Below are 23,993 nucleotides of genomic sequence, written 5' to 3'. Positions count from 1 at the left end.
TCCGGCAGAGGCAAAAGTGGTGTCGTTGGAGATCCCCCCCGGCTCCGGCGAGCACCCGCGGAGAACCTGGAACAGGTTGCTCCGCCCCCAATTCGTCGAGCATGCCGTTCTGGTCACCGATTACGTCCTGATCGTCTTGGCGAGCCTCGCCTGTAGCGTCGGCTATCATTGGATCACGACGGGCGACATCATCAACGAAAAGGCTTTCTTTTCGATCGGAATCATCGTCGCCGCGAATTTCACCGCGATCATGGCCTCCCGGCGGAATTACCGCCTGAAGAATCTGACGTTACTGGCCAGACAGGCCAGGGATACGATCATCATCTGGTGCGGCGTGTACGGCACGCTGACCGTGGTGGCTTTCACGCTGAAGATCAGCGACGAGTTTTCCCGCGGCGCGGCGACATTGTTCTTCTCCGGCGGGCTGGCGGCGCTGTTGTCCTGGCGCTTTCTGGTCGCAAACAGCATTTCCCACGCGCTGGCCAACGGATCGTTCGCACGGAAAAAGATCATCATCATCTCGGAGCGGGGCCTGAATGCGTCGTCCCGTCCGTTCGGCGAACTGCGGCGTTACGGCTATCATCCCGTCAAGACCTGCGAAGTCACGCAGGAAGAGATTTCCGCACCGGGTATCAGCGGCTCGCTGCGATCGAAGCTTGCCGATGTCATTCAGGCCGCGAAAAGCGAGCGGATCGAAGACATCTATCTTTTGCTCGGCTGGCAGCACCGCCGCACCATCGACGGAATCCTGAACACGCTGGCGGTGCTTCCGATCTCGGTTCATCTGATTCCCGATGAAAGCGCGGCGCGCTTCCTGAGCCATCCGATATCCAATGTCGGAAGCACATGGACCACCGAACTCCAGCGGCCGCCGATGACGCGTCTCGAGCTTGCGGCCAAGAGAGTCTTCGATCTGACCTTGGCGACGGCCGCGCTTATCACATTGCTGCCGTTGATGCTGGTCACGGCGCTTCTGATCAAGCTGGATTCGCGTGGCCCGGTCCTGTTCCTGCAGAAGCGCAACGGCTTTAACGGCCATGCCTTCAACATCTTCAAATTCAGGACCATGCACGTCCTAGAAGACGGCCCTGTGGTCCAGCAGGCGAAGCGAAACGATCCGCGCATCACCCGCCTTGGCCGCTGGCTTCGCCGGTCCAGCATCGACGAACTGCCGCAATTGTTCAACGTCATTCTCGACGACATGTCGCTCGTCGGCCCGCGCCCGCATGCGGCCTCGCATAATTCCGAATACGAAAAGCTGATCGCGAATTACGCTTTCCGGCATCACGTCAAGCCGGGTCTGACGGGATGGGCGCAGGTTAACGGGCTGCGCGGCGAGACGTCGCACATCGAACAAATGGAACGCCGGGTTGAGCATGATCTCTGGTACATTAATAATTGGAGCCCCTGGCTCGATTTAAAGATTGTTTTGCAGACAATCGTCACGACGCTGCGCCAGACAGCGGCTTACTGAATAAAGCCCTATATTATTGCCTGCCAGGACGTATTGCCCGCGGAACATGCCTGCCCTGCCTCCAGCCGTCGGCGCAGCCGGGTTGACGGGGACAGAAATAACAATCAAACGGACGATCGTAATGTTAACGCTATCGTAGGAATTGTGTCACGCCGCGGGGGCGGAATGTTACGGTAAAGGACAGGTGAGCGGGGGCTTCGCCAGCGTCCTTTTTGAGGGAAATGATGTGGCCCAGCGTATCGGGTTAATTACTGACATTACCGGCCGGGTAGCGCTCTTTTCGCGAAACCGCTATTCCATCGAGAGACTGCCGTCCGCCGCATCGAGCGTAGAACGTCGTTTTTCAAATCCTGCCCAACAAAATTTACAGACTGGCTGCCTTTGTGCCGCCGCCCGACACGGCGTTGGCCGATAAACTGCCGGCCTTTTTTGATTGATGGTTGGAGCTTTTAATTAATGCGGATTCTGCTGGTTGGCATCAACTACGCCCCCGACCTGATCGGCGTAGCCAAATATAATACCGAACTTTGTGAATCCCTCGCCGCCGCCGGTCATGAGGTCCGCGTCGTCACCGCTCCTCCGTACTATCCTGAATGGAACATTCCACAGGCCCATCGAAGCTGGTTCTATCGATCGGAAACGATCAACAACGTATCCGTCGAACGTGCCCCGATCTATGTCCCCCAAAACCCCACCGGGACCAGGCGCCTCGTCCATCACGTTTCGTTTGCGCTGACCAGCGCCTGGCCAATCATCTCCGAGTCGCTTCGCTGGCGCCCGGATGTGATTTTTTCCGTCGCGCCGTCATTGATGTCGGCGGCGCTCGCCGCGTGGATCGCGCGCCGGACCGGCGCATTTTCATGGCTGCATGTGCAGGACTTCGAAGTGGATGCCGCATTCGATCTCGGCATTCTCAGCAACCGGCGTCTGCGCAACAGGATGGTCGCCATCGAAAGCGCCATTCTCCGATCATTCGACTGCGTCTCGACGATCTCGCCGCAGATGCTGGACCGGCTGGCCCACAAGGGAGTGGCTCCGGAAAGGATACGCGAATTCCGCAACTGGACCGACATCGATCAGATTTCACCCGGCGAGGGATCCACGAGTTTTCGGAAAGAACTTCATCTTGAAGATCATTTCGTCGGGCTCTATTCGGGCACGATGTCCAACAAGCAGGGTCTCGATCTGATCATCCAGGCCGCCAGGCAGTTGGAACTGAGCGATCCGACCGTTCGATTTGTCTTGAGTGGCGAGGGCCCGCATAAGGCCACGTTGCAGGATATGGCGGCCGATCTGACCAATGTTCAGTTCCTGGGATTGCAGCCGGACGACCGCTTCACCGATCTGCTCCGAACCGCCGATTTTCATTTGATTCCGCAGAAGGCCGAGGCTGCCGACCTCGTGCTGCCGTCAAAACTCGGCGGCATCTTCGCCACCGGCCGGCCGGTGATCGCCATGAGCAGACCGGACACGGGACTGGCCAATGAAGTGGCCGGCGCCGGCCTCGTTGTTGCGCCGGGAGACACGGCCGCCCTCGCGGATGCGGTGCGCCTTCTGGCTTCCGATCACGGGCTCTGCTGTTCGCTCGGCAAGGGAGCCCGGTCTATCGCGCTCGCGCGATGGGACAAGACTACGATCCTGGCCTCGCTCGAACAGACGCTGGTGAGGTCCGTCGAACTTAGAAAGACCGCGGCGCATCTCCCGCTCTCGTCGCAGCCGCGCGCCATAAGAATTGAGTAGCGAAGCCGCGCGACGTCCACCTCACCCTATTCCCGACGACGTCCGGTTCTGCTTCAATCAGAACCGACAAGGCTCCTCGGTGAGCCGTTCGCAGCAAACGGGCGGTAATTACTGAACGCCGGCCTGATCTTTGACGCCGTCCTGCGTCAACAACTGCTCGAAATAGGCGATCGTCCGTACCAGCCCTTCCTTGAGCGGCGTGGTCGGTTGCCAGGAGAGAAATTCCTGCGCGCGCGAGATATCCGGCTTGCGCTGACGCGGATCGTTCTCCGGCAGCGGCAGATGCACGATGCGAGAGCGCGAGCCCGTCATGTCGATGACCATTGAAGCGAGCTGAAGCATCGAAAATTCGCCGGGGTTGCCGATGTTGATCGGCCCGGTCACCGAGTCTTCGGTCGCCATCAGACTCATCAGCCCGTCAATCAGGTCGTCCACATAGCAGAATGAGCGTGTCTGGGAACCGTCGCCGTAAACGGTAATGTCCCGGCCAAGCAAGGCCTGAACGACGAAATTCGACACCACGCGCCCGTCGTTCGGGTGCATGCGCGGTCCGTAGGTATTGAAAATCCGGGCCACCTTGATGCGCAGCTTGTGCTGCCGCCAATAGTCGAAAAACAGCGTTTCGGCGCAGCGCTTTCCTTCATCGTAGCAGGAACGCGGCCCGACCGGGTTTACGTGCCCCCAATAATCCTCGACCTGCGGATGAACATTCGGATCACCATAGACTTCGGAAGTCGACGCCTGCAAAATTTTCGCCTTCACCCGCTTGGCCAGCCCCAGCATGTTGATGGCGCCATGCACGCAGGTCTTGGTCGTCTGTACCGGATCGTTCTGGTAGTGAACGGGTGAAGCCGGACAGGCGAGGTTGTAGATCTGGTCAACCTCCACATAGAGCGGAAACGTGACGTCATGCCGCAGCAGTTCAAAGCGCTTGTGATCGAGCAAATGCTCGATATTCCGGCGGCTGCCGGTAAAGAAATTATCCGCGCAAATGACGTTGGCGCCCTGGGCAAGCAGCTTTTCGCAAAGATGAGAGCCGAGGAACCCGGCGCCGCCGGTGACCAGGATACTGCGTCGTTCGGGATACATCTGTTGCTTCTCGCTTTATCCGTGAGGCTGCCGCAAAGACATTTGGTTCAAAAATGACGAGGACCGTCCGAAGAATATAATCGGCGCCAGAGGCAAGCAGTGGCTGATTTCAACCTGTTTCCATTGATTGACGTGCCGATAAAAAGCTGCGCCTCTATCGCTCTCGGTCACCCAGAGATCAAGTCACCAAGAGATCAAATAGACAGACCAACTATTAGCTATGCCGGCGCAAAGATGCAATCTGGGTTCCGATATACTGTTAACATTATTGATTAAAGCTAGGGACAGTATTGTTGGTCGTGTGCGCTCGACACTGCGACAGCCCGCGACTATACTTAGTATTATATTATCCAATAAGATGGTACTCGCGGGCGGCTGTCGCGTGTCAACGGATACGGCATAAGTCGCACACGCACACCGATCCTGAAACCAGATGAAATGATCGGAAGGCTGCGAGAGCAACGCAGTTGGACACGATCATCTCGAGCTAGAACCAGATACCCGAACCAGACCTGGGCCAGTAGAGCAACCGATATCATGAACACCCCGAAGCGCCGGTGTCGTCAATGGACGTAATCGTTATTGAGGCCGGCAGAGCCGAACGCCATTATTGGCTCGACCTCTGGCGATACCGCGAACTGTTCCGGGTTCTCGCGTGGCGCGACCTGGCTGTCCGTTACAGGCAGACAGTGATCGGCGTGCTGTGGGCGTTGATCCGGCCCCTGCTCACCATGCTGGTGTTTACCATTATTTTCGGGCGCATTGCCAAGCTGCCAACCGAAGGCAACGCGCCTTATGCGCTGATGGTGTTCGCCGGAATACTGCCCTGGAGCTTTTTTTCCTCGGGCCTGAGCGAGGCCTCCAACAGCTTGGTCAACAACGAAGGCCTGATCAGCAAGGTCTATTTTCCGCGCCTGATCGTTCCGATCGCCACCATCGTCGTGGCGTTCGTCGATTTCCTCATCAGCTTCTGTATTTTATTCGTGCTGATGGGTTGGTACAGCTTCATGCCTGACTGGCGGATCCTTTTCCTGCCGCTCTTTGCCCTGCTGGTATTCCTCACCACTGTTGGCCCGGCGCTCTGGATCACGTCCCTCAACGTCAAATACCGGGACTTCCGCTACATTATCCCGTTCATCGTTCAGTTCGGACTCTATGTTTCGCCGGTCGGCTTCAGCTCCAGCGTGTTGCCGGGGCAATGGCGGCTGCTCTATTCGCTGAACCCCATTGTCGGCGTGATCGATGGATTTCGATGGTGTGTCCTTCGTGGACAAAGCGAGCTGTATTTGCCGGGCCAGGTCGCCGGCATCGCCGTGACGGCTTTTTTCCTGTGGTTCGGAATTCGTCAATTTCGAAAGTCGGAAAAAAGCTTTGCTGATCTGATTTGAGAAGACAAACAATCATGTCCGAAGACGCGGTCACCGTCGAAAACCTGTCCAAAAGCTATCTGATCGGACATCGGCACACGTCCAAGAAGAACTTCCGTTACAAGGCGCTGCGCGACGTCATCGGGCAGGAAATCCGCAACTTTGCGCGCAAGGCCGCTGCCGTCGCCCGCGGACAGCAGATCGTGCAAGGTGACGAAATCGAGGAATTCGCCGCGCTCAGCGACGTGAATTTCTCCGTCAAGCAAGGCGAGGTTCTCGGCATCATCGGCCGCAACGGCGCCGGCAAAAGCACGCTGCTCAAGATTCTGAGCCGCATTACCGAACCGTCCAAGGGACGGGTGATATTGAGAGGGCGTGTCTCCAGCCTGCTCGAGGTCGGCACAGGCTTCCATCCCGAACTCACCGGACAAGAGAACATCTTCCTTAACGGCGCGGTGCTCGGCATGTCGCGGCGCGAAATCCGCAGGAAGTTCGATGAAATCGTCGCTTTCGCCGAGGTCGAGAAATTTCTCGATACCCCGGTGAAACATTATTCGTCCGGAATGTACGTCCGGCTCGCGTTCGCCGTGGCCGCACACCTTGAACCGGAGATCCTCATCGTCGACGAGGTCCTTGCGGTTGGCGATGCTGAATTCCAGAAGAAGTGCCTCGGTAAAATGAACGAGGTCTCCCGAAACCAGGGAAGGACCGTATTATTCGTCAGCCACAATATGGATGCCGTACTAAAGCTCTGCACGCGCGCGGTATTCTTTGAGTCCGGACGCGTTAAGCTCGAAGGTGACGTCGAGCCCGTGGTGTCGCACTATCTCAGCAGTCAATCGGCTTCCGCGCGGCTGGTCGATCTGTCGAGCAAGCCCCGTCCCGACTATATCGCGGGAGGCCGCCGAGTTCGCCTCGTTCAGGCATCTCCATCGAACAGCGAGAGCAGTTGGTCGCTTCCGTTTGGGCAACGGCTTTCTCTAGACCTCGCGGTGGATGCGGAATCCTCCGTAAACGAAATCGAAGTCTTCGTTGAAATCTACTCGCTGCGCGGATTCGAAGTCGCAACCTGGTCCAATACCTGCAGCGGTGTGAAACTTCCGCTGCGCCCAGGAATAAATACGTTCAGAATAGGATTTCCAGAATTGAGCCTCCTTCCGGGACATTATTTTATCGGCATTTCCCTCGTGGGTAAGGATGGCATCGAAGATTACATCAATGAAGCGATATTTTTCGAGGTCGTTTCGAGTGCCGAGGCCGTAAAGATAAATGCGCAAGTGCTCGGTGGCGCGCTCGTTCCATCCGCAACGGTTTCAATTCTGGATTGATCGGGCGCCAACGCAGGCACGTCGGACCATCAACATTGAGCACACCGCATGAGCGACACGGGTGACACCCGGCTGGCGATCCTGGGCTGCGGCGCGATAGCCGAGCAGTTATATCTGCCGGCAATGCGGCATTTGCCCGGCGCGCGCATCACACTCCTCGTTGACGGCGATGCTGACCGGCGCGGGGGGCTCGCGTCACGATTTGACGTCGCACACACCCATGACACTATCGATCAGTGCTACGATCTTTTCGATGCTGCAATCGTTGCATTGCCGCCGGCGTTGCGCCAGCCCGCCTGCATCAAATTGCTGACGCAGCGCAAAGCGGCACTGGTTGAGCCTCCGATCGCGTTTTCCGTGACTGAATTCGACGACATGATCCGCGCCTCGGAACAGACGAATACCTTGCTGGCGGTGGCGCAGATTCGACGGTTTCTCCGGGCCCATCGTTTCGCGCGTTTCTTGATCGAAAGCGGAACCTGGGGACGGATCGAAAGCTTCGATTTCCGGAATGGCTACATTGATAGCGGGCCCATCGGCTCAGATTTATCTTTTCGCAAGGAAATCGCCGGCGGTGGCGTGCTCATTGACATGGGCGTCCACGTTCTGGATGGCCTGCTGCATTGGCTCGGCGACTTTTCCGACGTCGAGTATTTCGACGATGCCGCGGGAGGCGTGGAAGCGAATTGCCTCCTTAATCTTCGCCTACGAAACGGCGTTTCCGGCGTCGTCGAGCTAAGCCGCACCCGGCAGCTCCGTAATACCGCAATTATCCGTTGCGGGCGCGGTTCGGTCGAAATTGGCCTTGATGCAAATAATTCCAGGCTCACATTCGCCAATCAGCCCTATGCGCTTGGCGGTCTGGTCGGCGATTTGAGAGAGCCGGGCCAGGACCAGGACGATCTCGGATTGACACGCGCGCTCGTCGAAGACTTCGTTGCCGCGATCAGAAATGGCCGCAAAGTCGAGGCCGATGCCCCATCGGCCAGATCCACGATCGGGTTGATCGATATCTGTTACCGTCGCCGTAGACCGCTGCAATCTACCTGGGCATATCAGGAAGCAACAGGGAACGCTTGAATCGATGGACCGCAACGATCTGATTCTCGTTACGGGCGGCGCCGGATTTATCGGGGCGCGCCTTGTCGAAGCACTGGCCGGTCGCGGCCTGCGCATCCGCGTCGCGACATCGGATTTTCGGCATTGCGCACAGGTGGCCCGGTTTCCGGTCGAGCTGGTCAAGGCCGATCTCGGCGACCATGAATCGCTGGCCCGTGCAGCGGCCGGCTGCACGGTTATATTCCACGCAGCGTACCGGTTTGGCGGTTCTCCTAAAGACGAGCGACGGATGAATTTCGACGGCACCTGTGCGCTCGCCGAGGCGTTTCTAGAAGGCAAAGGGCGTCGGTTTGTCCAGCTCAGCAGCATAGAGGCATATGGCGATCAGCGCGGGGGCGACCTCACCGAAGAGACACCAAAACGGCCGATTCGGGGCAAACCTTACGGAAATATCAAGCAGGACATCGAGCGGGCCCTGCTCGACCTCCATCGGACCCGTGGCCTGGCTGTGTCGATCCTCCAGCCGACCATCGTGTATGGCCCCTATGGATATTTCTTCACGATCCGGCCGATCGAGGAATTGCGTTCGACCCGCGTTGTCTTGCCTGCGGGAGGCGTTTGCAACGCGGTCTATGTTGACGATGTCGTTTCCGCCGCGCTGCTTGCGGCCGAGCGGGAAACGGCCATCGGCGAGGCGTTCATCATCTCCGGCCCGTCACCAACGACTTGGCGCCAGTTCTATGGGGCCTATGAAAAGATGCTCGGTAAAGAAGCTGTCATTGAACTTGACGACGACCAGATGGAGATTGCGGTGCGTCGTCAACGAGCGCGCTCATCTTTGCCTGGGCGACTTCACGGTGAATTAGCCAAACGTCCGGCACTTCGGCAGCGTTTGCTCAACTTGCCGCCGCAGCGATGGTTGCTGGCAGGCGGCCGACGGCTTCTGCCGGATCCGGCCAAGGCCGCCATCAAGCGGAGATATGACGCATTCTGGGACGCTTCCTTTAATGCGTCAGAGACTAGCTCGCTTCCCTTCATTCCGGCCGAGTCCTGGCGCGTGATCTATACTGCGGAGTATCATGCGCGAATTGACAAGGCGCGCGCGAAACTCGGATATAATCCCGCCTTCGATCTCGATCATGGAATGGCGCGCACGGCCGAATGGGCCCGGTGGGCCAATTTGCTCCCTATCTAATCGCCAGGATTTTACTGTCTGCCAACGGATGGCCGTAACCGAGGCCGCCAACCATCCGTTGCCCGGATGTGTGACGGCGCCGCGCGCTCTGACAAGTTCAAGCAGATTACGAGTTCACGAAGCTTTTGCGCTCGGCCGTTTCAGGTTCCGGAAGCAATTGGCGGCCATTCAACGCATGACGGCAGGCGCGGGCAGTGAGCGCAAGCATCGTCAATGTGGGATTCTGGTAGCCCTGGGACGGAAAGCATGCACCGTCCGTCACGTAAAGGCCACGCGCATCCCAGCATTCGTTGTTGGAATCGACCACAGAGTTATCCGGATCTGTTCCCATCCGCGCGGAGCCGCATTCGTGGTAGGCGCCGCCCGGCGGCACCGGCGTCTCGTCTATTTTTGTCAGTTCCACGTTTGCAAGTCCGGCGAGTTCGCGCAGCGCCTGCGTTTGATCCCGCGCGCCGGCCAATTCCAGATCACTATAGGCGCAATCGATCCGTAATATCGGAATGCCCCACGCATCGGTCCGGTCGCGATCTAGCGTGACCCGATTTTCCTTCCGCGGAATCATTTCTCCAAACGAAAAGGCCGCAAAATGCGATCGTCCTCCGGCGCCGGCGAACTCGTACACCTGCACGCCGAAGCCGCGTCCGGGATGCGGCGATACCGATCCACGCGCGTCGAAGCGGGGAATAAAGAGGCACCGGTTGGATCGCGGCTCGTGCGCGGACTGCCCACCGATTCCTTCCGCGCTGACAAGCACGTGATCCATCAGGTAACGCCCCAAAGCGCCTGAGCTTGCACCGAGCCCCTGCTGATTTCGCGATGAACGCGAGAGCATCAGGATGCGGGTCGATTCCAACGCCGATGCGCAAAGGAACACCAGCGGCGCGGCCGATCGCTGTTCAGATCGTGTTCGATGATCGATCCAGGAAACTCCACAGACACGTCCCGATCCGTCCACGTTTATTTCCCGAACGACGGCGCCTTGGCGGCAACTCAGACGGCCGGTACGCGCGGCCGCCTCCAGGCTCTCCAGCGGGGGGGCGGAGCGGCCGGCTATCGCACGCGCACCGGGCCAGCGGGCGGCTATTTTATCCCGGAGTGCAGCCTCCGCCGGCGTGAGGCTGAGATTGTTGGTGATCTCGCTATCGGGCAGCCAGGGAAGGCCGTTGCGCATGCCGGACAGGTCCAGCCGCTGCTCGACCGATGCGTACCACGGATCCAGTTCGTTCGGATGCAGCGGCCAGGCCGGACTCAATCCATCGCTCGGATTGAAATCGTCGGAACCCAGACGATAATACTGGCGGCCATGCCCCGGGATCCCGACGCGGCCACCCAGTCCCCGCACCCGTATCCAGGTGAAGGGATGATCTGGCGGCGTCTCATATGGACATTCCCGATCATCGACGAACGCATTGGGCGAGACTTCCCAACTCATGCAAAGCGACTGAATCGGCTGGCGCCACCGTCCGAGCAGTTTCGCCGTCGCTCGCGCCTTCGGAACCAAGGCCGGAGGCAAAAACCTCAATCTATCGGGTGCCGAAAGCCTGCCGGCCACGCGCCCGATTACCTTGCGCAACGGCGCGCGTATCCGGCTGCGTGGCACGCCCGCGTCGAGCACCAACACCCGCAGGCCGCTTTCGGCAAGCAACGCCGCCGCCAAACCTCCGGTTGCGCCGGCACCAACGACAATCGCGTCGTACGGGTCCGCCGCGCGCACCGCATCCAGCGTTGTGGCTTGCAAAACTGCAGGAAGCGCAGCTTCAGACGGCATTATTTATCCCGATCACCGAATCCAGCAGGTCCGACACAATAAGAAGAATTTGAAAAATGATGATCGGCAGATAACCCATTTGCATGCTCGGAACAAGCAACGCATTCCCGCACCACGAGGATGCCTTAATCATGATAAACATAAAGATGGCATGATGCTACCATCGATTTCCGTTACCCTTAATACTGTCTGCCTCGACGCGTTCGCTCCGCAATCAGGGCTTTTCTGATTTAATAATGTGCGATGGATTTACAGGATTTCAGATTGCAATTCATTGAAGTGAAGGGAGGCTTTTAGGTGGAAGTGCTGTGTACCTGTGATGAACGTTATCTGCCTCACGCGGCGGCGATGCTCTGTTCGCTGCTTGAGCACAACAAGGTTTCCAGAATTCATCTCTTTTATAGCGCGGTCGCCGGGCAAGAGCTGGCGAAGCTGGAATCTTTCGTAGCGGGATATGGAAGCAAGATCACATTCTACGAAATGGCGTTGGAGGATTTCGACGGCTTGCACATCGACAAATGGGCTTCGGCGGCGGTTTACTTCCGGCTTCTGGCTCCACGCTTTCTGCCGGTTGATCTCGACAAGATTCTCTATCTGGATACTGACATTATCGTCAGGCGCTCATTGGCCGAGCTTTGGAATATCGACATTACCAATTACGCGCTCGCTGCCGCGCCGCACAACGAAGACGAGGATGACTTCCGAAAAGCGCTCGGGCTGCCTGAGGGATCCAAATATTTCAATTCCGGCGTTCTGTTGATCAATCTGCGATTCTGGAGAGAACATAACGTCGTTGAACACGCGATCACCTTCATCAAGGAAAATCCTGGAAAGATTCAGTTCTGGGATCAGGATGCGCTCAATGCGACATTGCTTGGTCAATGGTTCGAACTGCCGATATCCTGGAATTGGCGAGATTGGTGGCATCCGCCCGGAGAAGAAGCGAAAGCGGGCCCGGCTATCGTGCATTTCGCCGGCCATCTCAAACCCTGGCAATGGTCTAACCGGCACCCGTTCAGGCACGCTTATCTCAAATACCGGCATAAGACGCCCTGGCCATACAGGGAGGAAAACCAGCCGCCCTTCCCGCAGCGCTTTAGCTATTCGCTGCGAAGATTTCTCGCCGTCGCCCTGCCGGGCAGTTTGCGACGTTGGCTAAGGTCCCGCTTCTTTAATGCTCCTGCCTGACGCAGGCCGCGCCAGCCGACGGAGATTTTCCGCGTCGATTGGCGCGCAATCCGAAACCGCAAAATTCACATCACCGCCGATTTCTGTTACCCTTAATACTGCTTGTCTCGACGCGATCGCTCCTCAATCAGGACGCTTCTGATTTAATAAGCGACCCCAGATTAGAGACGGAGTTACGGGATTTCAGATTGCAAATCATTGAACTGAGGGGAGGCTTTTAGGTGGAGATTCTATGCGCCTGCGACGAGCTATATTTTCCTCATGCAGGAACGATGCTCTGCTCCTTGCTTGAGCACAATAGTGTCTCGGGAATCCATCTTTTTTATAATTCCGTCGCCAAACAAGAGCTCGCCAAGCTTGAAGCTTTCGTTTCAAAATATGGAGCCAAGATCACATTCTACGAAATGGATTTGACAGACTTTGAGGGGCTGCACTTCGATAAATGGGCTTCCGCCGCTGTTTATTTCCGGCTTTTAGCTCCGCACTTTTTACCAGCTGAACTCGACAAGATCCTCTACTTGGACTCCGACATTATCGTTAGGCACTCATTGGACAATCTTTGGAATACCGATATTACCGGATACGCACTGGCGGCGGTGCCTAACCTTGAGGACAATGCACGTAAGCTGCTCGGCTTTCCTGAAGGAACCAAATATTTCAATTCGGGCGTTCTGTTGATCAATCTACAGTTTTGGAAAGAAAACCAGATCGTCGATCACGCAATCGATTTTATCAAGAGCAATCCCGACAAGGTTCACTTTTGGGACCAAGATGCCCTGAATGCGACGTTGATTGGTAGATGGATCGAGCTACCAACCTTTTGGAACTGGCAATTGAATTCGGCAACTCCGAAACCGGGAACTGAGTCGGAACCGGCAATCGTGCATTTCCTTACCGACGACAAGCCTTGGCATTCATTCGGCACACACCTCCTCAAGAGCGAGTACCACAAGTACCGTCGTAAAACGCCTTGGCGGCAATATGTGCCGCGTAGCGTGCCGCCGAGAATTAGTCGCACCATTCGCAGCTTCGCCCGAACGGCATTGCCGGGCGGCCTCCGAGCATGGTTACGGACCCGGTTCCTTTGAACAGTTCTGCTCCAAAAGATCGGATAGATCCAAATAATCCAGACTTCAGGTAAGAGCCCATCGGATAGCAGGCCGTTATGAGACATCGCCTAGCCATTTCGCGTCTTTGAACATGGCGGCGGTGGATTGATGACGGCTCAATCCGCGAACCTGAAGCTAAGCCTTAGCAGGACATCGTTTTAAGTACGTCTTTGTAGCATTCGCGCTTTCAGCCGGCTTAGGACATAGCTCATAAAGGGTCGCTTCACGGGATGCCAAAGCGTATTCCGTTTCCATCCCCGGCCAAAACGGATAGGACGAGCGACAAAGGTGCCCGGCGACAAATTTTGACTGCTAAGCGTGCTGGTGTACCAACGGTTCACATTGCCGGGCCGCACGAACGGCCCATCGCCGCCAATGTCTTCGATGACCAGGCCGCGGTTGTGCAAGACTGTCGGCCACATCACTTCATAGTAGCCGTCGACGCCATTCTGCCCGGCTGCAATGATCGCATCCATCGCTCGATCGGAGAACCTCGCGAACGGAAACATGCATCGAACCAGTTCAGGTTTGGTGTCATCCACCCATACAAGGCTCTTCCACCAATCCCACGTCGGATTTGTTTCCGGTCCATGCATGCTGGTACAAAGAAGGTCAGACGCGTTATCGGAAAATGCACGGAACAGATCAGACCAGCGGCCGGAAAACTCCACGTCATTTTCCACGATCCAATAATAATCATATTCAGGCTTGCTCTTACGGAAGGCCAGAATAGCCTGATCAATTCCGGATCGAATGATCTGCGTGTAGCTCGGCGCCGTGTCCATCCACCAGCCGGTATCGCCTGCGCGACTGGGATGGCCGAGCGCGGCGCGCTTGGCCGGCGTTATAGTAAATGTGTCCTTCAACTCTGGTGGAATGTTTTCGCTATTCAGATTCGAAACGAAATAGACATCGGCCAAGCCGCTGCATTCTCTCTCCAGACGCCTGTAAGCGCGCCATAGCGTTTTATTGGCGACGTGGCTTAAGTACAAAATGGCTTGTTTCGGCACCGTTTCTTTCACCTGATGATTTTCACCTGATAATAAGGGATTTTTCGCAATTCAGCCAACGCAGCAGGCCCGATAGATTAACCACGCCCAAGCTAGCTTTCCCTGCCGAAAATATCCAATGCGAATTCCCGGCAGCCTTAATATCAAACGCGGGATAATTGGATCACGACGATCGCCTTGCCCGATAGCGGCGCGCAATTACCGCAGCAGCGCGCATCAGGTCAGCGCATGTTCCTTGATGGATCGCTGCGGCAATGGCTCGATCCGGCGGCGACGCGGCCGGCAGACGAACGAAAGCATCCCGATCAGGCCGCCATACAGGTAGATATGCGAGATAATCGCGATCAGCGAACCTCTCAGGATGATGGTCTCATAGCCTATCAAGCCACCATAGAAAAACTTCTCGAGGATATGGCCCTGCTCTCGGCCCATCGACGCGGCACGGCGATCGAGCGAGATGATAAACCATCCGACCAAAACCGGGATGAGCGCCAGTCCGACGGCGCCGAAATCAACATAGATCTCGGATATCAGCGGCGCGGACAGGTTAGTGAAAGAGTAGCCGGCAAACTCGGCTGCCGACACACCGGTCGGATAGGCCTTCTGCGGCCAGATATCTCGCGGAACATAGGAGAGCAACGCTCCCAGAAATTGCCAACCCCAGGAAAGACCTTTCGACTGAACCATCTCGTAGACATTCAACGTCGATTGAAGCCCGTCGAGGTCGCCGCTTTCCGCGATGTATTTCAGCGGATTGATATCGAGACTTGCGCTGGTATCGCCCCGGGCGAAGTAATCGATCGTGGGAAAGACCGTGAAGATCGAGACGACGGCAACAACGGCAAGGCAGACCTTCAGCCTGACACGTGAAAGATCGACGATCATATATGTCAGGGCGATGATGCGCTGGAACATGACAAATCTGGTTAGCGACAGCGGGAAGTTGACCAGCAGGGCAATCGTTGCGGTGATCGCGAACAGGAAGATGCTGGGAAACGAATTGCGCCGCATCAGGTAGAATGTCGAGATCGCGCATAGGAACATGGCTGAGCTTGGCAACGACGAAAGAATGAGCCCGAGAGGGCTGTCATCATAGGAAGAATCCGCCAGTCGCGAGACATGGATACCCGAGACGGCGATGCACGGGATCGATATCGCCAGCAGCAACATCGCTCCGAGGAACAAGTCCTTGTTGCGGATCTTGCGCGCGGGAATTTGGTCGGGCGCAGCAGCAGCTTGTCGTTTCGACAGGCCGATGCAGATCCCGAGGAATGTGGAAACTGAATAAAGCAGGACCAGGCCGGAAACCGGCAATGTCGTGCTGTATTCGAACGACACCTCGTAGAACGGGAAGATATTCCGGGCCATGTGGATCATGCCCGGCAACAGGAAAAAGAAAAGGTGATACAGCGCAAAGATGAAGAGCAGGATGCTCAATTCCCCGAGCAGGATGCTGATCAGGAAAATCGCGAAGAATATTGCGAAGGAAACGGCGAGCATAACTCTCGGCAGCGCATTGTAGTCGCCATAGGAGCTCGAAGCGAAATAGGCTAGGATGCCCGCCAACGCGCTCAGCAGCGCGATCGTCGTGTATTTTATCGCCACGGCGTCAGCCTCCGCACCCAGCGCCGCAGCACGCGCGGCGACCACGGCCTGTCGCCGGCCGCGCCCGCCTGGCAGGCGCCCGGAACTGCCTCGGGCAGAACGCTGTCGGGTCCCCATCCGGCATGTATCGGGCGAAAATTGACCGGCGCATTCAGCAAGCTGCTTCCATCTGCGATTTGATATTGAACGGCCGAAACCCGCGGATTGACATGAACGGGCGCGGCATCGCTCAGGCAATTGCCATTGTCGCCCTCCTCCCCGCCGGCGGCATTGAAATAGATATTGTGCGCGACCTTCGGCGGCGGAATCTTGCCGCCACAATAATAGGAATACCCCTCCTGGTTAAAGAAGAAGGTATTTTGCGCACCGGAAAAATTCGAAAGCACGAGGTTACGCTCAAAACTATTGCCGGCCATTGGCGTGTTGGCGCCGCCGCGCGGAAGCATCAGGAAAACCGCGGTAATGGTCCGGGCATTACAGCCGAGATCGATGATGTTGTTCTTCACCGTGTTGTTGCTGCCGCCGCTCAGGATGACCGCGGCAGCACCCTCGGCTCCCCACGGTCCGGCACGTATGATGTTGTCCGTCACCGTCACATTCGAAGCCGATTGATCCAGATAGATGCCGCGCCCCTGATTGTTGGAGGGGCCCTGGAAATTGTAGATGTAATTATGCGTAATGGAGATGTTGACCGAATTCAGGATCTCGTCCTGCACATAGATCGCTCCGCCATCGCTGACGACCTGCATCGAGTTTACCACGACATTGCCGTCAAGGCTCGATCCGGAAATATCGTCACCGGGCCGCTCCGCCCCGATACGCGCACCCATGCTGTTGGTGTCGTGGAAATAATTGCGGGCGATCATCGTGTTGGGAACGACCCCTTCGGCGACCACGCCGCCGCTGTTCCAATATGAATAGTCTCCCGCCGCCCCCGATGGCGCGGAGATATCGGATACCTCGGTGTTCTGCACGATATTGCCGACCGCAGGATCCGTCGCGACGTTGAAAACAGGGTCGTCGGAAAACGCCGCACCGCCGTGAATTCCTACGCCCCGATAGAGAATGTTTTTCAGCCGGAACCCGTCGATGGTGATGCCGGAGCCGCCCATGACCAGGAAAATATCGGTCGCCTTGCCGCCGCCGTCGATCTCGGCGGTGCGGTTACCCAGCCAGGTCTCCCCATCGTCCGACCTAGTGAGAACAAGTGCGAATGTGCGCTTGTAGGTTCCGGGACCGACGCTGGTGGTCTTGATGTTGCTTGCGCGCATGGCGTCGCGGGCGCGCTCAAGCGTTTTGAAAGGGGCAGCCTCCGACCCCGGATTAGTGTCGTCTCCCGATAGCGAAACATGGAACGATGACGTCGGAGCATCCGCCCGCGCCGCTGTAATGGCCGAAACGACGCCAAGAACGCCGGCAGAGACGGCAGCGGACCATATCGAAATCCGGGTCATCTTCCCCGCCACGCGCAGGAGCCTCACGGGCCCGGGAGCGGAAGTCGTTGCCATGGATATCCGGCAGATCATTGCAACACCGATCGCTTGCGGTCAGGCATTGGCGAGCTGATGCTCGCCGGATGAACAGATCTCACTGACCAGATCGCTCTTTTGGATATCGGCCTCCCGTTTCAGCATCTCAAATCTCGCGCGCGCTGCGGCTCCGATCGCCTGCCGATATTTGGTGTCGTTATAGCAGCGGATCAGGAACTCAGAAGCCACGGTCTCGAACTCGCTGATCGGCGCCGACGCGCCCGCGTCTCCGACCAGCTCGGCGCAATAACCCTGCCGGGACGCGACGACCGGCACGCCATAACTCATGGCTTCGAGGATCACGAGCGGCTGTCCCTCGACCCGATAGCGGCTGGGAAACAGAAAGACATCGATCGACCTGAAGAACTCCTGCTTGCTCGTACCGGACACCGGGCCCAGCACGGTCAAGCCGTCGCCAAATTCGGCTTGTGCGTCTGCGACCATTTTTTCCGCTTCGCGGGATGCGGCAGGACCAGCCAGTATCGCCCGCAGATCAAGACCCGCCTTCCGGGCGGACCGCAGACAGTCGAGGAAAGTATCAAGTCCCTTTTCGCGGCTCAGATTGCTCATGAAGCCGCAGGTCAACGGGCGCTCGCTGCGCTCCTCGCGCGCGGGATCATCGACATAGGAGGCGTTGAGGGCAACCGTGATATGGGCGAGAGAAGGATAGTTCGCCTTCAGGTCCCTCGCCATGAACTCATCCAGCGCGACGTGCAGCGCGTCCCTGCCGGCGATCCGGGAAAGCCAATCGAACCGGGGATCGAAGGTTCTGGTGTACAGAGCCGAATGGTGATGCAGCACAATCCTGAGCCCCCTTAGCCTCGCAAGCAGAAGGATCAGGAAATTATAGGCCATTCCGGCCCCCGGCTCGACGACGCTGTAGACCAGCCCGCCCCTGGCGCCCAGCAGGGCCGGTACTGCCTTCAGCAGGTGAAGGCTCATCCGCCGGGCATGATAGCTCAGGCCCTTCCGCAGGGCTCCTGGCGACGTGTTGACCACCCTGAGCGACGCTCCCGCCGCCGCAAGCGCGTCGACCATCGCCTGGTTCACCACAGCCTGCCCGTGTGTCGGGGGCGGGAGGGCGAGGATTGCGACGATGTTGCGCAAGGTTTGGTTCTTTCGGCTATCGGGCTGGTCAGCGCGCGGTCAAGGTTTCACACGCCTCGGCGAATCTGGCTGCGTCCGCAAGGCTAGCCTGCCCCGCTGCCGCCACCGCCATCTCGTTCCACAGGCGGAGGTCGGAGCCAAGGAGGTTCATGAAATAGGCGGTTCCGCGTGGATTATCCGGCTCGACCACAAAGCCGTTGACGCCGGATCGCACCAATTCGTCGCAGGCGCCGCAATTGTTCGAGGCGATCACGGGAACGCCCATGCAAAGGGCTTCCGGAATGACGAGGCCAAACTGCTCCTCGGTGCTGAGCAGAAGCAGCGCCAGCGTCCGGCTCAAGATCCGGCTGACCGTGGATGAATCGACCGATCCGTGGAAAACGACCAGATCGGCCAGCCCAAGCTCTTCCACGCGACGCTTGAGGTCCGGCTCGAGCGGACCGGTGCCGCAGAAATGCAGCGCCCGCGGCGCCGATGTCAGGCGGGTATAATGCGTGAAGGCCTCCAGCACGGCGAACAGATTTTTTTTCGGCACCATGCGCGCGACGACGGAGAAATGCCTGGATGGAAAGTCGTCCGGTTCCGGAGCGGCGCGCGGACCGGCCTGTTCCCTGATCCGCTCCACCGAAATCGCATCATAGCCGAAGGCGATCTTCCTGCTCGGGAAACCAAGAAATTCAAGATATGCGCCCGCCCTGCGTCCGGCGACCAGGGCGCCGCCATAGGGCAGGAAGTAGAGGGATTTAAGCAGTTCCCTCCACACACCGCGCGGCTTGTCGTCGAACTTTGAATCGTTCATCGTGAAGACGCTTCGGCCCAGCAGCCGGAGCACGACCGAGGTGACAAACGTGCCGAGCTTCTCGTAACGGCAGAAAAAGAAATCGGCGGGTCCGATCGCGATACTCGCCCGCAGCAGCGCCCAGAACAGCTTCACGCCGGAAACGTCGGCCACGGTGCTACCGGGGAAAAGCGTATGCTTGACGAAACCCGGCACGCTTGTCTGCTCCCAGTCATAGGTATCGCTCCGACCGCCGAGCTCGAGGCCAATGACTTTCCTTGTCGCTCCGAAGCGCTTTGCAACCGCCACGCAGCGATCGATATGCATGGGTCCGAAGTTTTCCCACATGAAGACCAGCGGACGCGCATTCATTTGACGGTCTCTGGAAGAAACTCTGGAAGGGATTCCGGAAGAGTTTTGGCGCTCTCCCCTCGCGCCCGTGAGAACAGGAAGTCCGCCTGCGTGGGACCGAACTGCTTGGTCACGGAAAGATTGAAAACGCCGCTGAGCACGAAGCCATGTGAATCGAGAAACGACACGATCGAGCTCGCCATCGGCTGCCGTTCGTAGAGCTCGACAAAAGACACCTCGCAATAGACCGCATCGACCTGCGGCAGAAGCTTCTCGGCGCCCTGCAAGACCTGAAGTTCGGCGCCCTGAACGTCCAGTTTCAGAAGCACGGGGGCGATGAGGTCCCGCGCACCGATGACATTCTCAAGCCGATCGACGCACACCGTCGTGGTCGACGACAGGCCGACCCCGTAAGCGGACTGCTGCCCTTTCCCGGGCGCGAGAAGAGAGGACGAATCCGCTCTGGAAGCAACAAAGAAGTCCGCATTGCCCTTGTTCGCGCCAAGCGCGACGGAGTGAACCTGCACCGGTCCGGAGATCACCGATTGGTAAATCCGGCGCTCGCCTTCCAGCGGTTCGAAAGCGTGGATCTGCGCGTTCGGAAACAGGTATTGCGCGACCAGCGAAAATTGCCCCTTGTTTGCGCCGACGTCGACGACGGTACGCGGATCAAGCGATCTCAGCGCACCGATATGCTCGACCGCAGGCATCACCCCACGCGCAAGCGCCGGCCAGAAGGCGGGCTTTGATGCAGCCGTCCAATATTTCAGAATGCGGTTGATTGCTATTTTCCTTCGCGGAGCCGGTGACGGAGCACCCTGGCCTGCAATCACAGACAGCACAGGCCTTGTGCTAAAAACTATACGTGACGGACGCCATGATCTCTACCGGCTCATGATCTTCACCGGCTAAAGGGTTAACTTCCTGCCGTTTAGGGCATGATCTTTCGGAAAATCGGTGCCCACTCACGAAGCGATGCTGCCGCACCTTGCGGTAAATCCCGCATAGGGAACGATCAAAATGGCCTGGAAGGCCGAGTCTCGACGCCAGGAACCGCGATGCCGTCCAGATCCTTCCACTCCAGCACCTTCGCAAAACGGCGCCGATTGCCTTCATCGACCTGGACAAGTCCGGCCAGCAGCTTTTCGTGAACCGGCCATCCAGCGCCCACAAGAATATCCGCCGCTTCCGAATAAAAGCCGGAACGCACCATCCCGGCAAATTCCACAACGACCTGGTCCGCAAGCCCGTCCGGCAATGACGGGAAGGCCCTCAGCGCAAGGGGACTTCGTCTGACCGCGATCCATCCCTCGTTCGGTCCCAGCGCATAGGACATGCCGAGCGACTTCAGGCCGACGCCCGGATTGCCGGCGCGGGCGCTTCGAAGCCAGTAATCCGTCAACCAGAGAAACGGATTCGTCGGGCTTCCGTCGAGCGCGGCACCCAGCGCCGTCTCAAGCTTGTCGAAGCCTTGGCTTGAAAGCTGGGCGTTTCCGGACTGCAATCCTATCTCCGCGAGCCGCAGGCGGATCGTGGCGACGTTGACCAAGGATGACGGCCGAAGCGAGCCGGCGGGCGTCGAATCGATCTGTTGCGTCAGCGCATCCAGCTGCTCGGGACTAAACTTGTCTCCCGCCAGAATACGCTGCGCGGGCGCCGTCAAGGCCGCCTCGGCGCGATAGACCGGAATTGAAGAGGCCGCCCATGCTATCGAACAAATGCCGAATGCAGCGGTGAGGATACGCGTAAGTCCAAGCCGCCATCGCCCGGGAAGGTCCGCCATTCGATCTCATCCCGAATAGCCATAGCGGCCGTAATATCTTTTGTCGTAATAGCCGCCGTAATATTCTTCGTAACGTCCCATCACGCGAATATCGGCCTTGTTCAGCACGACGCCGAGCAGGAGATGATGGAGCTCCGGAGCCGCCAACAGCTGTTGCTGCACGAAGTTCTTGCGCGTCTGTCCCCACTCGATCACGTAGATATAGGAATCGACGATCTTGGTGGCAGCGCGAACGTCGACGACTGGCGCAAGCGGCGGCAGGTCGACGATGATGTAATCATAGGTACTGCGCAGCCTGTCGATCAGGCTCTTGAGCGCTTCCGACGCCAGAACCTCGTTGGTATGGACAAGGCGTGATTTCACCAACGCCGGAACAAAGCCGAGGCCGGTCTCGTCGTCGGTGCAGATCGCGTCACCGAGCGAGATCTGGTTATTGAGCACCTCCAGCAGGCCGGCTTTCGAATCCGGCGTCAGCGCGCGTGTCAGGGTCGGATTTCTCAAATCTCCGTCCAGCAGGATGACGCGCTTTCCGGAATGCGCGATCAGCTCCGCCAGATTTGCCGCGACGGTCGACTTGCCCTCTCCCGGAACCGTGGAGGTTATCCCGATCACCTTGTGGTTCCGGCTCGATCCGTCGATATCTGCGGCGATCTTGATCGAACGGAAGGCCTCCGCGAACCCGGAGAGCGGCTCGTCCACCACCTGGCGCAGGAACGGCCTGTTCTCGAAATCCAGCTTCTTGCTGCCCCCCGCAAGGTCGCGCGGGGCAATACTGGCCGCTTTCGTCGCCTCCCGGCTCAGCACCGAGGTGATGAGGTCGGAAACCTTGGATAGGCCGGCATTGTCCATGTCCCGGTCCGATCTTGCCGCAACCGGGTTCGGCTCAGGGACCGCCGATGGACCGTTGCCAAGCCATGCCGCTGGACCGCGGCCAAGCCAAGTGGAACCTGTCGCGGGGCCCAGCCGGGGCAGCACGGCAAGACAATTGACCTGAAGCGCGGTTTCCACTTGGCGGGCGGTTCGGAATACTTGGTCGATGGCCTCACGCAAAACCGCGGCGGCAAAGCTGAGCAGCAATCCGATGAAGCCGGCGATCGCCAGCGCAGGCAAGGTTCTCGGACCGCTTTTGTGGTCGGGCGGCGCCGCCGCACTGATCACACGGGCTTCGGTGATCGGAAACGACTGCTGCTGGATCGCTTCCATATATCGCTGCAGGAAGCTGTCATAAAGCTTCTGGTAGACCTGAGCCGTGCTTTCGAGGTCGCGCAGGCCCAACCGGTCACGATTGATGACTTGCGAATTGGCGACCAAGCCTTCGAGATTATGTTCGAGGCCTTCGACGCGCGTTTTCGCAATTTCATAATCGCTCTTGTAACCCTGCGCGATACGTCCCAGTTCGTCATTGATGGAGCGGCGCAACTCGTCCATCTGGGTGCGCAGATTGACGGTCGCGAGATGGTTCACACCATATCTCACGGACCAGATGGCCTCTTTTCCGGCCAGATCGAGGTACTGATTTCTCAGCCTGTTGATGACTTCGCTGTGAAGGGTGTCCGTTACGGTGGCGTCCGGCAGATCTGCCTTCATCACTTCAGTGATGCGCTCCAGGCGAGCCTTGGCTTCCTCCGCCTGGGCACGCGCCTGACCCAACTGGGTGTTCAGCTCCACGATCTGCTGCTCGCCCAGCAATTTGGGATTATCGTTGGTGCCGCCGACAGAAACGATGTTGTTCTTTTCCTTGTAGTTCAGCACCGCCCGGTCCGCGTCGGAAGCCTGTTGGCGGAGTTCCTTGATGCGGTCCTGCAGCCAGGCGCTCGCCCGCCGCGTGGCCTGATATTTGGACTGCAACTGATCGACGATGTAGGCGTCCGCGACGGCGTTGGCGATTTCGGCGGCACGCGCCGGATTGAACGACGTGAAGCCGATATCGAGAACATAGGTCCGCGCGACGCGCGTGACGCTACGCTTCGCCAGAAACGCAGCCAGCGCGGCACGGTCCAGTTTTGTTTCAGACTGCACCTTGGGTGAGGAAAAAAGGCCGGTTATCCAGCCAAGCAGGCCAGATCCCGAGCCGATGAATTCGCGGTCTTCCGTAAGCTTCAGGTCTTTCACGACCGACAATCCGATATTCTCGGATTTCAGGATTTCGACCTGGGTTTCGACCTGCGCCGTATCGATCGGAATGTCGCTAACCGGCGCGTCCTGCGGCTGCAGCACGCGAAGCTTGCTCGAATCGATCAACAGCATCGCATGCGACGTGAAGGTCGGAGGCGTCGTGAGCAGATAGACCAGACCAAGGGCGAGGCAGCAGGAAGTAATAAAAACGAATATCGGAAATTGACGGCGAATAAATCCCGAAAGCTGCTCAAAGGTTTCGGAAATCGCAAACGAGTCTTCGGATGTTTCCCGCTTGAAACGGGAGCCGCCCTGCCTGTTGAAATTTAAAGGCACGTCCATACAATTACCCTCGACCGTCCGGCGCCACGGCTAACGACCGCAGCCAACTACCGTGG

At 58.1% G+C, this 23,993-nt stretch carries 18 protein-coding genes; 8 read left to right on the top strand and 10 right to left on the bottom strand.

The window, feature by feature from the left end; all coding sequences use genetic code 11:
* Positions 1-76 precede the first annotated feature (76 nt).
* Together HB630_RS02780 and HB630_RS02775 are read left to right on the top strand one after the other, a co-directional pair.
* Positions 77-1,474, top strand: coding sequence for an undecaprenyl-phosphate glucose phosphotransferase (locus HB630_RS02780; protein ID WP_249780607.1), 1,398 nt, complete (start codon positions 77-79; stop codon positions 1,472-1,474).
* Between the two features lie 456 nt (positions 1,475-1,930).
* Entirely contained in the window at positions 1,931-3,214 is a 1,284-nt protein-coding gene (locus tag HB630_RS02775; RefSeq protein ID WP_213769902.1) for a WcaI family glycosyltransferase, read from the top strand.
* Positions 3,215-3,322: 108 nt separating this feature from the next.
* Here HB630_RS02775 and HB630_RS02770 read toward each other — a convergent pair whose 3' ends face one another.
* Positions 3,323-4,303 carry a UDP-glucuronic acid decarboxylase family protein gene (locus HB630_RS02770; protein WP_213769900.1) on the bottom strand — a complete coding sequence of 327 codons (981 nt, stop codon included), beginning with the start codon at positions 4,301-4,303 and terminating at the stop codon, positions 3,323-3,325.
* Positions 4,304-4,869: 566 nt separating this feature from the next.
* Here HB630_RS02770 and HB630_RS02765 point away from each other — a divergent pair.
* Genes HB630_RS02765 through HB630_RS02750 form a run of 4 tightly spaced genes read left to right on the top strand, consistent with a single transcriptional unit; the run spans position 4,870 to position 9,252 of the window.
* The gene (locus HB630_RS02765; RefSeq protein ID WP_213769898.1) at positions 4,870-5,691 is read left to right on the top strand and encodes an ABC transporter permease; all 822 of its coding nucleotides are present in this window, start codon (positions 4,870-4,872) and stop codon (positions 5,689-5,691) included.
* A 14-nt stretch (positions 5,692-5,705) separates the two neighbouring features.
* Positions 5,706-6,998 carry an ABC transporter ATP-binding protein gene (locus HB630_RS02760; protein ID WP_213769897.1) on the top strand — a complete coding sequence of 431 codons (1,293 nt, stop codon included), beginning with the start codon at positions 5,706-5,708 and terminating at the stop codon, positions 6,996-6,998.
* 48 nt (positions 6,999-7,046) lie between these two features.
* Positions 7,047-8,078: a Gfo/Idh/MocA family oxidoreductase gene (locus HB630_RS02755; RefSeq protein ID WP_213769896.1), complete on the top strand. Its 1,032-nt coding sequence runs from the start codon at positions 7,047-7,049 to the stop codon at positions 8,076-8,078.
* A gap of 4 nt (positions 8,079-8,082) precedes the next feature.
* Positions 8,083-9,252 carry an NAD-dependent epimerase/dehydratase family protein gene (locus HB630_RS02750; protein WP_213769895.1) on the top strand — a complete coding sequence of 390 codons (1,170 nt, stop codon included), beginning with the start codon at positions 8,083-8,085 and terminating at the stop codon, positions 9,250-9,252.
* Positions 9,253-9,358: 106 nt separating this feature from the next.
* On the opposite strand, the gene HB630_RS02745 is transcribed toward HB630_RS02750, so the two are convergent.
* Positions 9,359-11,020, bottom strand: coding sequence for a GMC family oxidoreductase (locus HB630_RS02745; protein ID WP_213769894.1), 1,662 nt, complete (start codon positions 11,018-11,020; stop codon positions 9,359-9,361).
* 297 nt (positions 11,021-11,317) lie between these two features.
* Between HB630_RS02745 and HB630_RS02740 the strand changes: the two genes are divergently transcribed.
* The gene (locus HB630_RS02740) at positions 11,318-12,208 is read left to right on the top strand and encodes a glycosyltransferase family 8 protein (RefSeq protein WP_213769893.1); all 891 of its coding nucleotides are present in this window, start codon (positions 11,318-11,320) and stop codon (positions 12,206-12,208) included.
* A gap of 221 nt (positions 12,209-12,429) precedes the next feature.
* A complete protein-coding gene (locus tag HB630_RS02735; RefSeq protein WP_213769892.1) occupies positions 12,430-13,296 on the top strand; it encodes a glycosyltransferase family 8 protein in 867 nt (288 codons plus the stop codon).
* A 179-nt stretch (positions 13,297-13,475) separates the two neighbouring features.
* Here the strand turns inward: HB630_RS02735 and HB630_RS02730 are convergent, their stop codons facing one another.
* The 8 genes from HB630_RS02730 to HB630_RS02695 all read right to left on the bottom strand — a co-directional run bounded on the left by HB630_RS02730 (position 13,476) and on the right by HB630_RS02695 (position 23,937).
* Positions 13,476-14,339 carry a DUF3405 domain-containing protein gene (locus HB630_RS02730; protein ID WP_213769891.1) on the bottom strand — a complete coding sequence of 288 codons (864 nt, stop codon included), beginning with the start codon at positions 14,337-14,339 and terminating at the stop codon, positions 13,476-13,478.
* Positions 14,340-14,543: 204 nt separating this feature from the next.
* Positions 14,544-15,977 (bottom strand): hypothetical protein, encoded by a 1,434-nt coding sequence (locus tag HB630_RS02725; protein ID WP_213769890.1) that lies wholly within the window; start codon positions 15,975-15,977, stop codon positions 14,544-14,546.
* Entirely contained in the window at positions 15,923-17,203 is a 1,281-nt protein-coding gene (locus tag HB630_RS02720; protein ID WP_213769889.1) for a right-handed parallel beta-helix repeat-containing protein, read from the bottom strand. The genes HB630_RS02725 and HB630_RS02720 overlap by 55 nt, the downstream gene beginning before the upstream one ends.
* Positions 17,204-17,479: 276 nt before the next feature.
* Positions 17,480-18,568 carry a glycosyltransferase family 4 protein gene (locus HB630_RS02715; RefSeq protein ID WP_213769888.1) on the bottom strand — a complete coding sequence of 363 codons (1,089 nt, stop codon included), beginning with the start codon at positions 18,566-18,568 and terminating at the stop codon, positions 17,480-17,482.
* 28 nt (positions 18,569-18,596) lie between these two features.
* On the bottom strand, positions 18,597-19,718 hold the full coding sequence (locus tag HB630_RS02710; RefSeq protein WP_213769887.1) for a glycosyltransferase family 4 protein: 1,122 nt from the start codon (positions 19,716-19,718) through the stop codon (positions 18,597-18,599).
* On the bottom strand, positions 19,715-20,407 hold the full coding sequence (locus HB630_RS02705; protein WP_213769886.1) for an FkbM family methyltransferase: 693 nt from the start codon (positions 20,405-20,407) through the stop codon (positions 19,715-19,717). The genes HB630_RS02710 and HB630_RS02705 overlap by 4 nt, the downstream gene beginning before the upstream one ends.
* 305 nt (positions 20,408-20,712) lie before the next feature.
* The gene (locus tag HB630_RS02700; RefSeq protein WP_213769884.1) at positions 20,713-21,480 is read right to left on the bottom strand and encodes a hypothetical protein; all 768 of its coding nucleotides are present in this window, start codon (positions 21,478-21,480) and stop codon (positions 20,713-20,715) included.
* A gap of 6 nt (positions 21,481-21,486) precedes the next feature.
* Positions 21,487-23,937: a polysaccharide biosynthesis tyrosine autokinase gene (locus tag HB630_RS02695; protein ID WP_213769882.1), complete on the bottom strand. Its 2,451-nt coding sequence runs from the start codon at positions 23,935-23,937 to the stop codon at positions 21,487-21,489.
* Positions 23,938-23,993: the final 56 nt, after the last annotated feature.

Origin of the sequence: Bradyrhizobium sp. dw_78 (genome assembly GCF_018449525.1) — a bacterium.
Lineage (GTDB): Bacteria > Pseudomonadota > Alphaproteobacteria > Rhizobiales > Xanthobacteraceae > Bradyrhizobium.
This window is presented reverse-complemented; position numbering and strand designations above follow the sequence as displayed.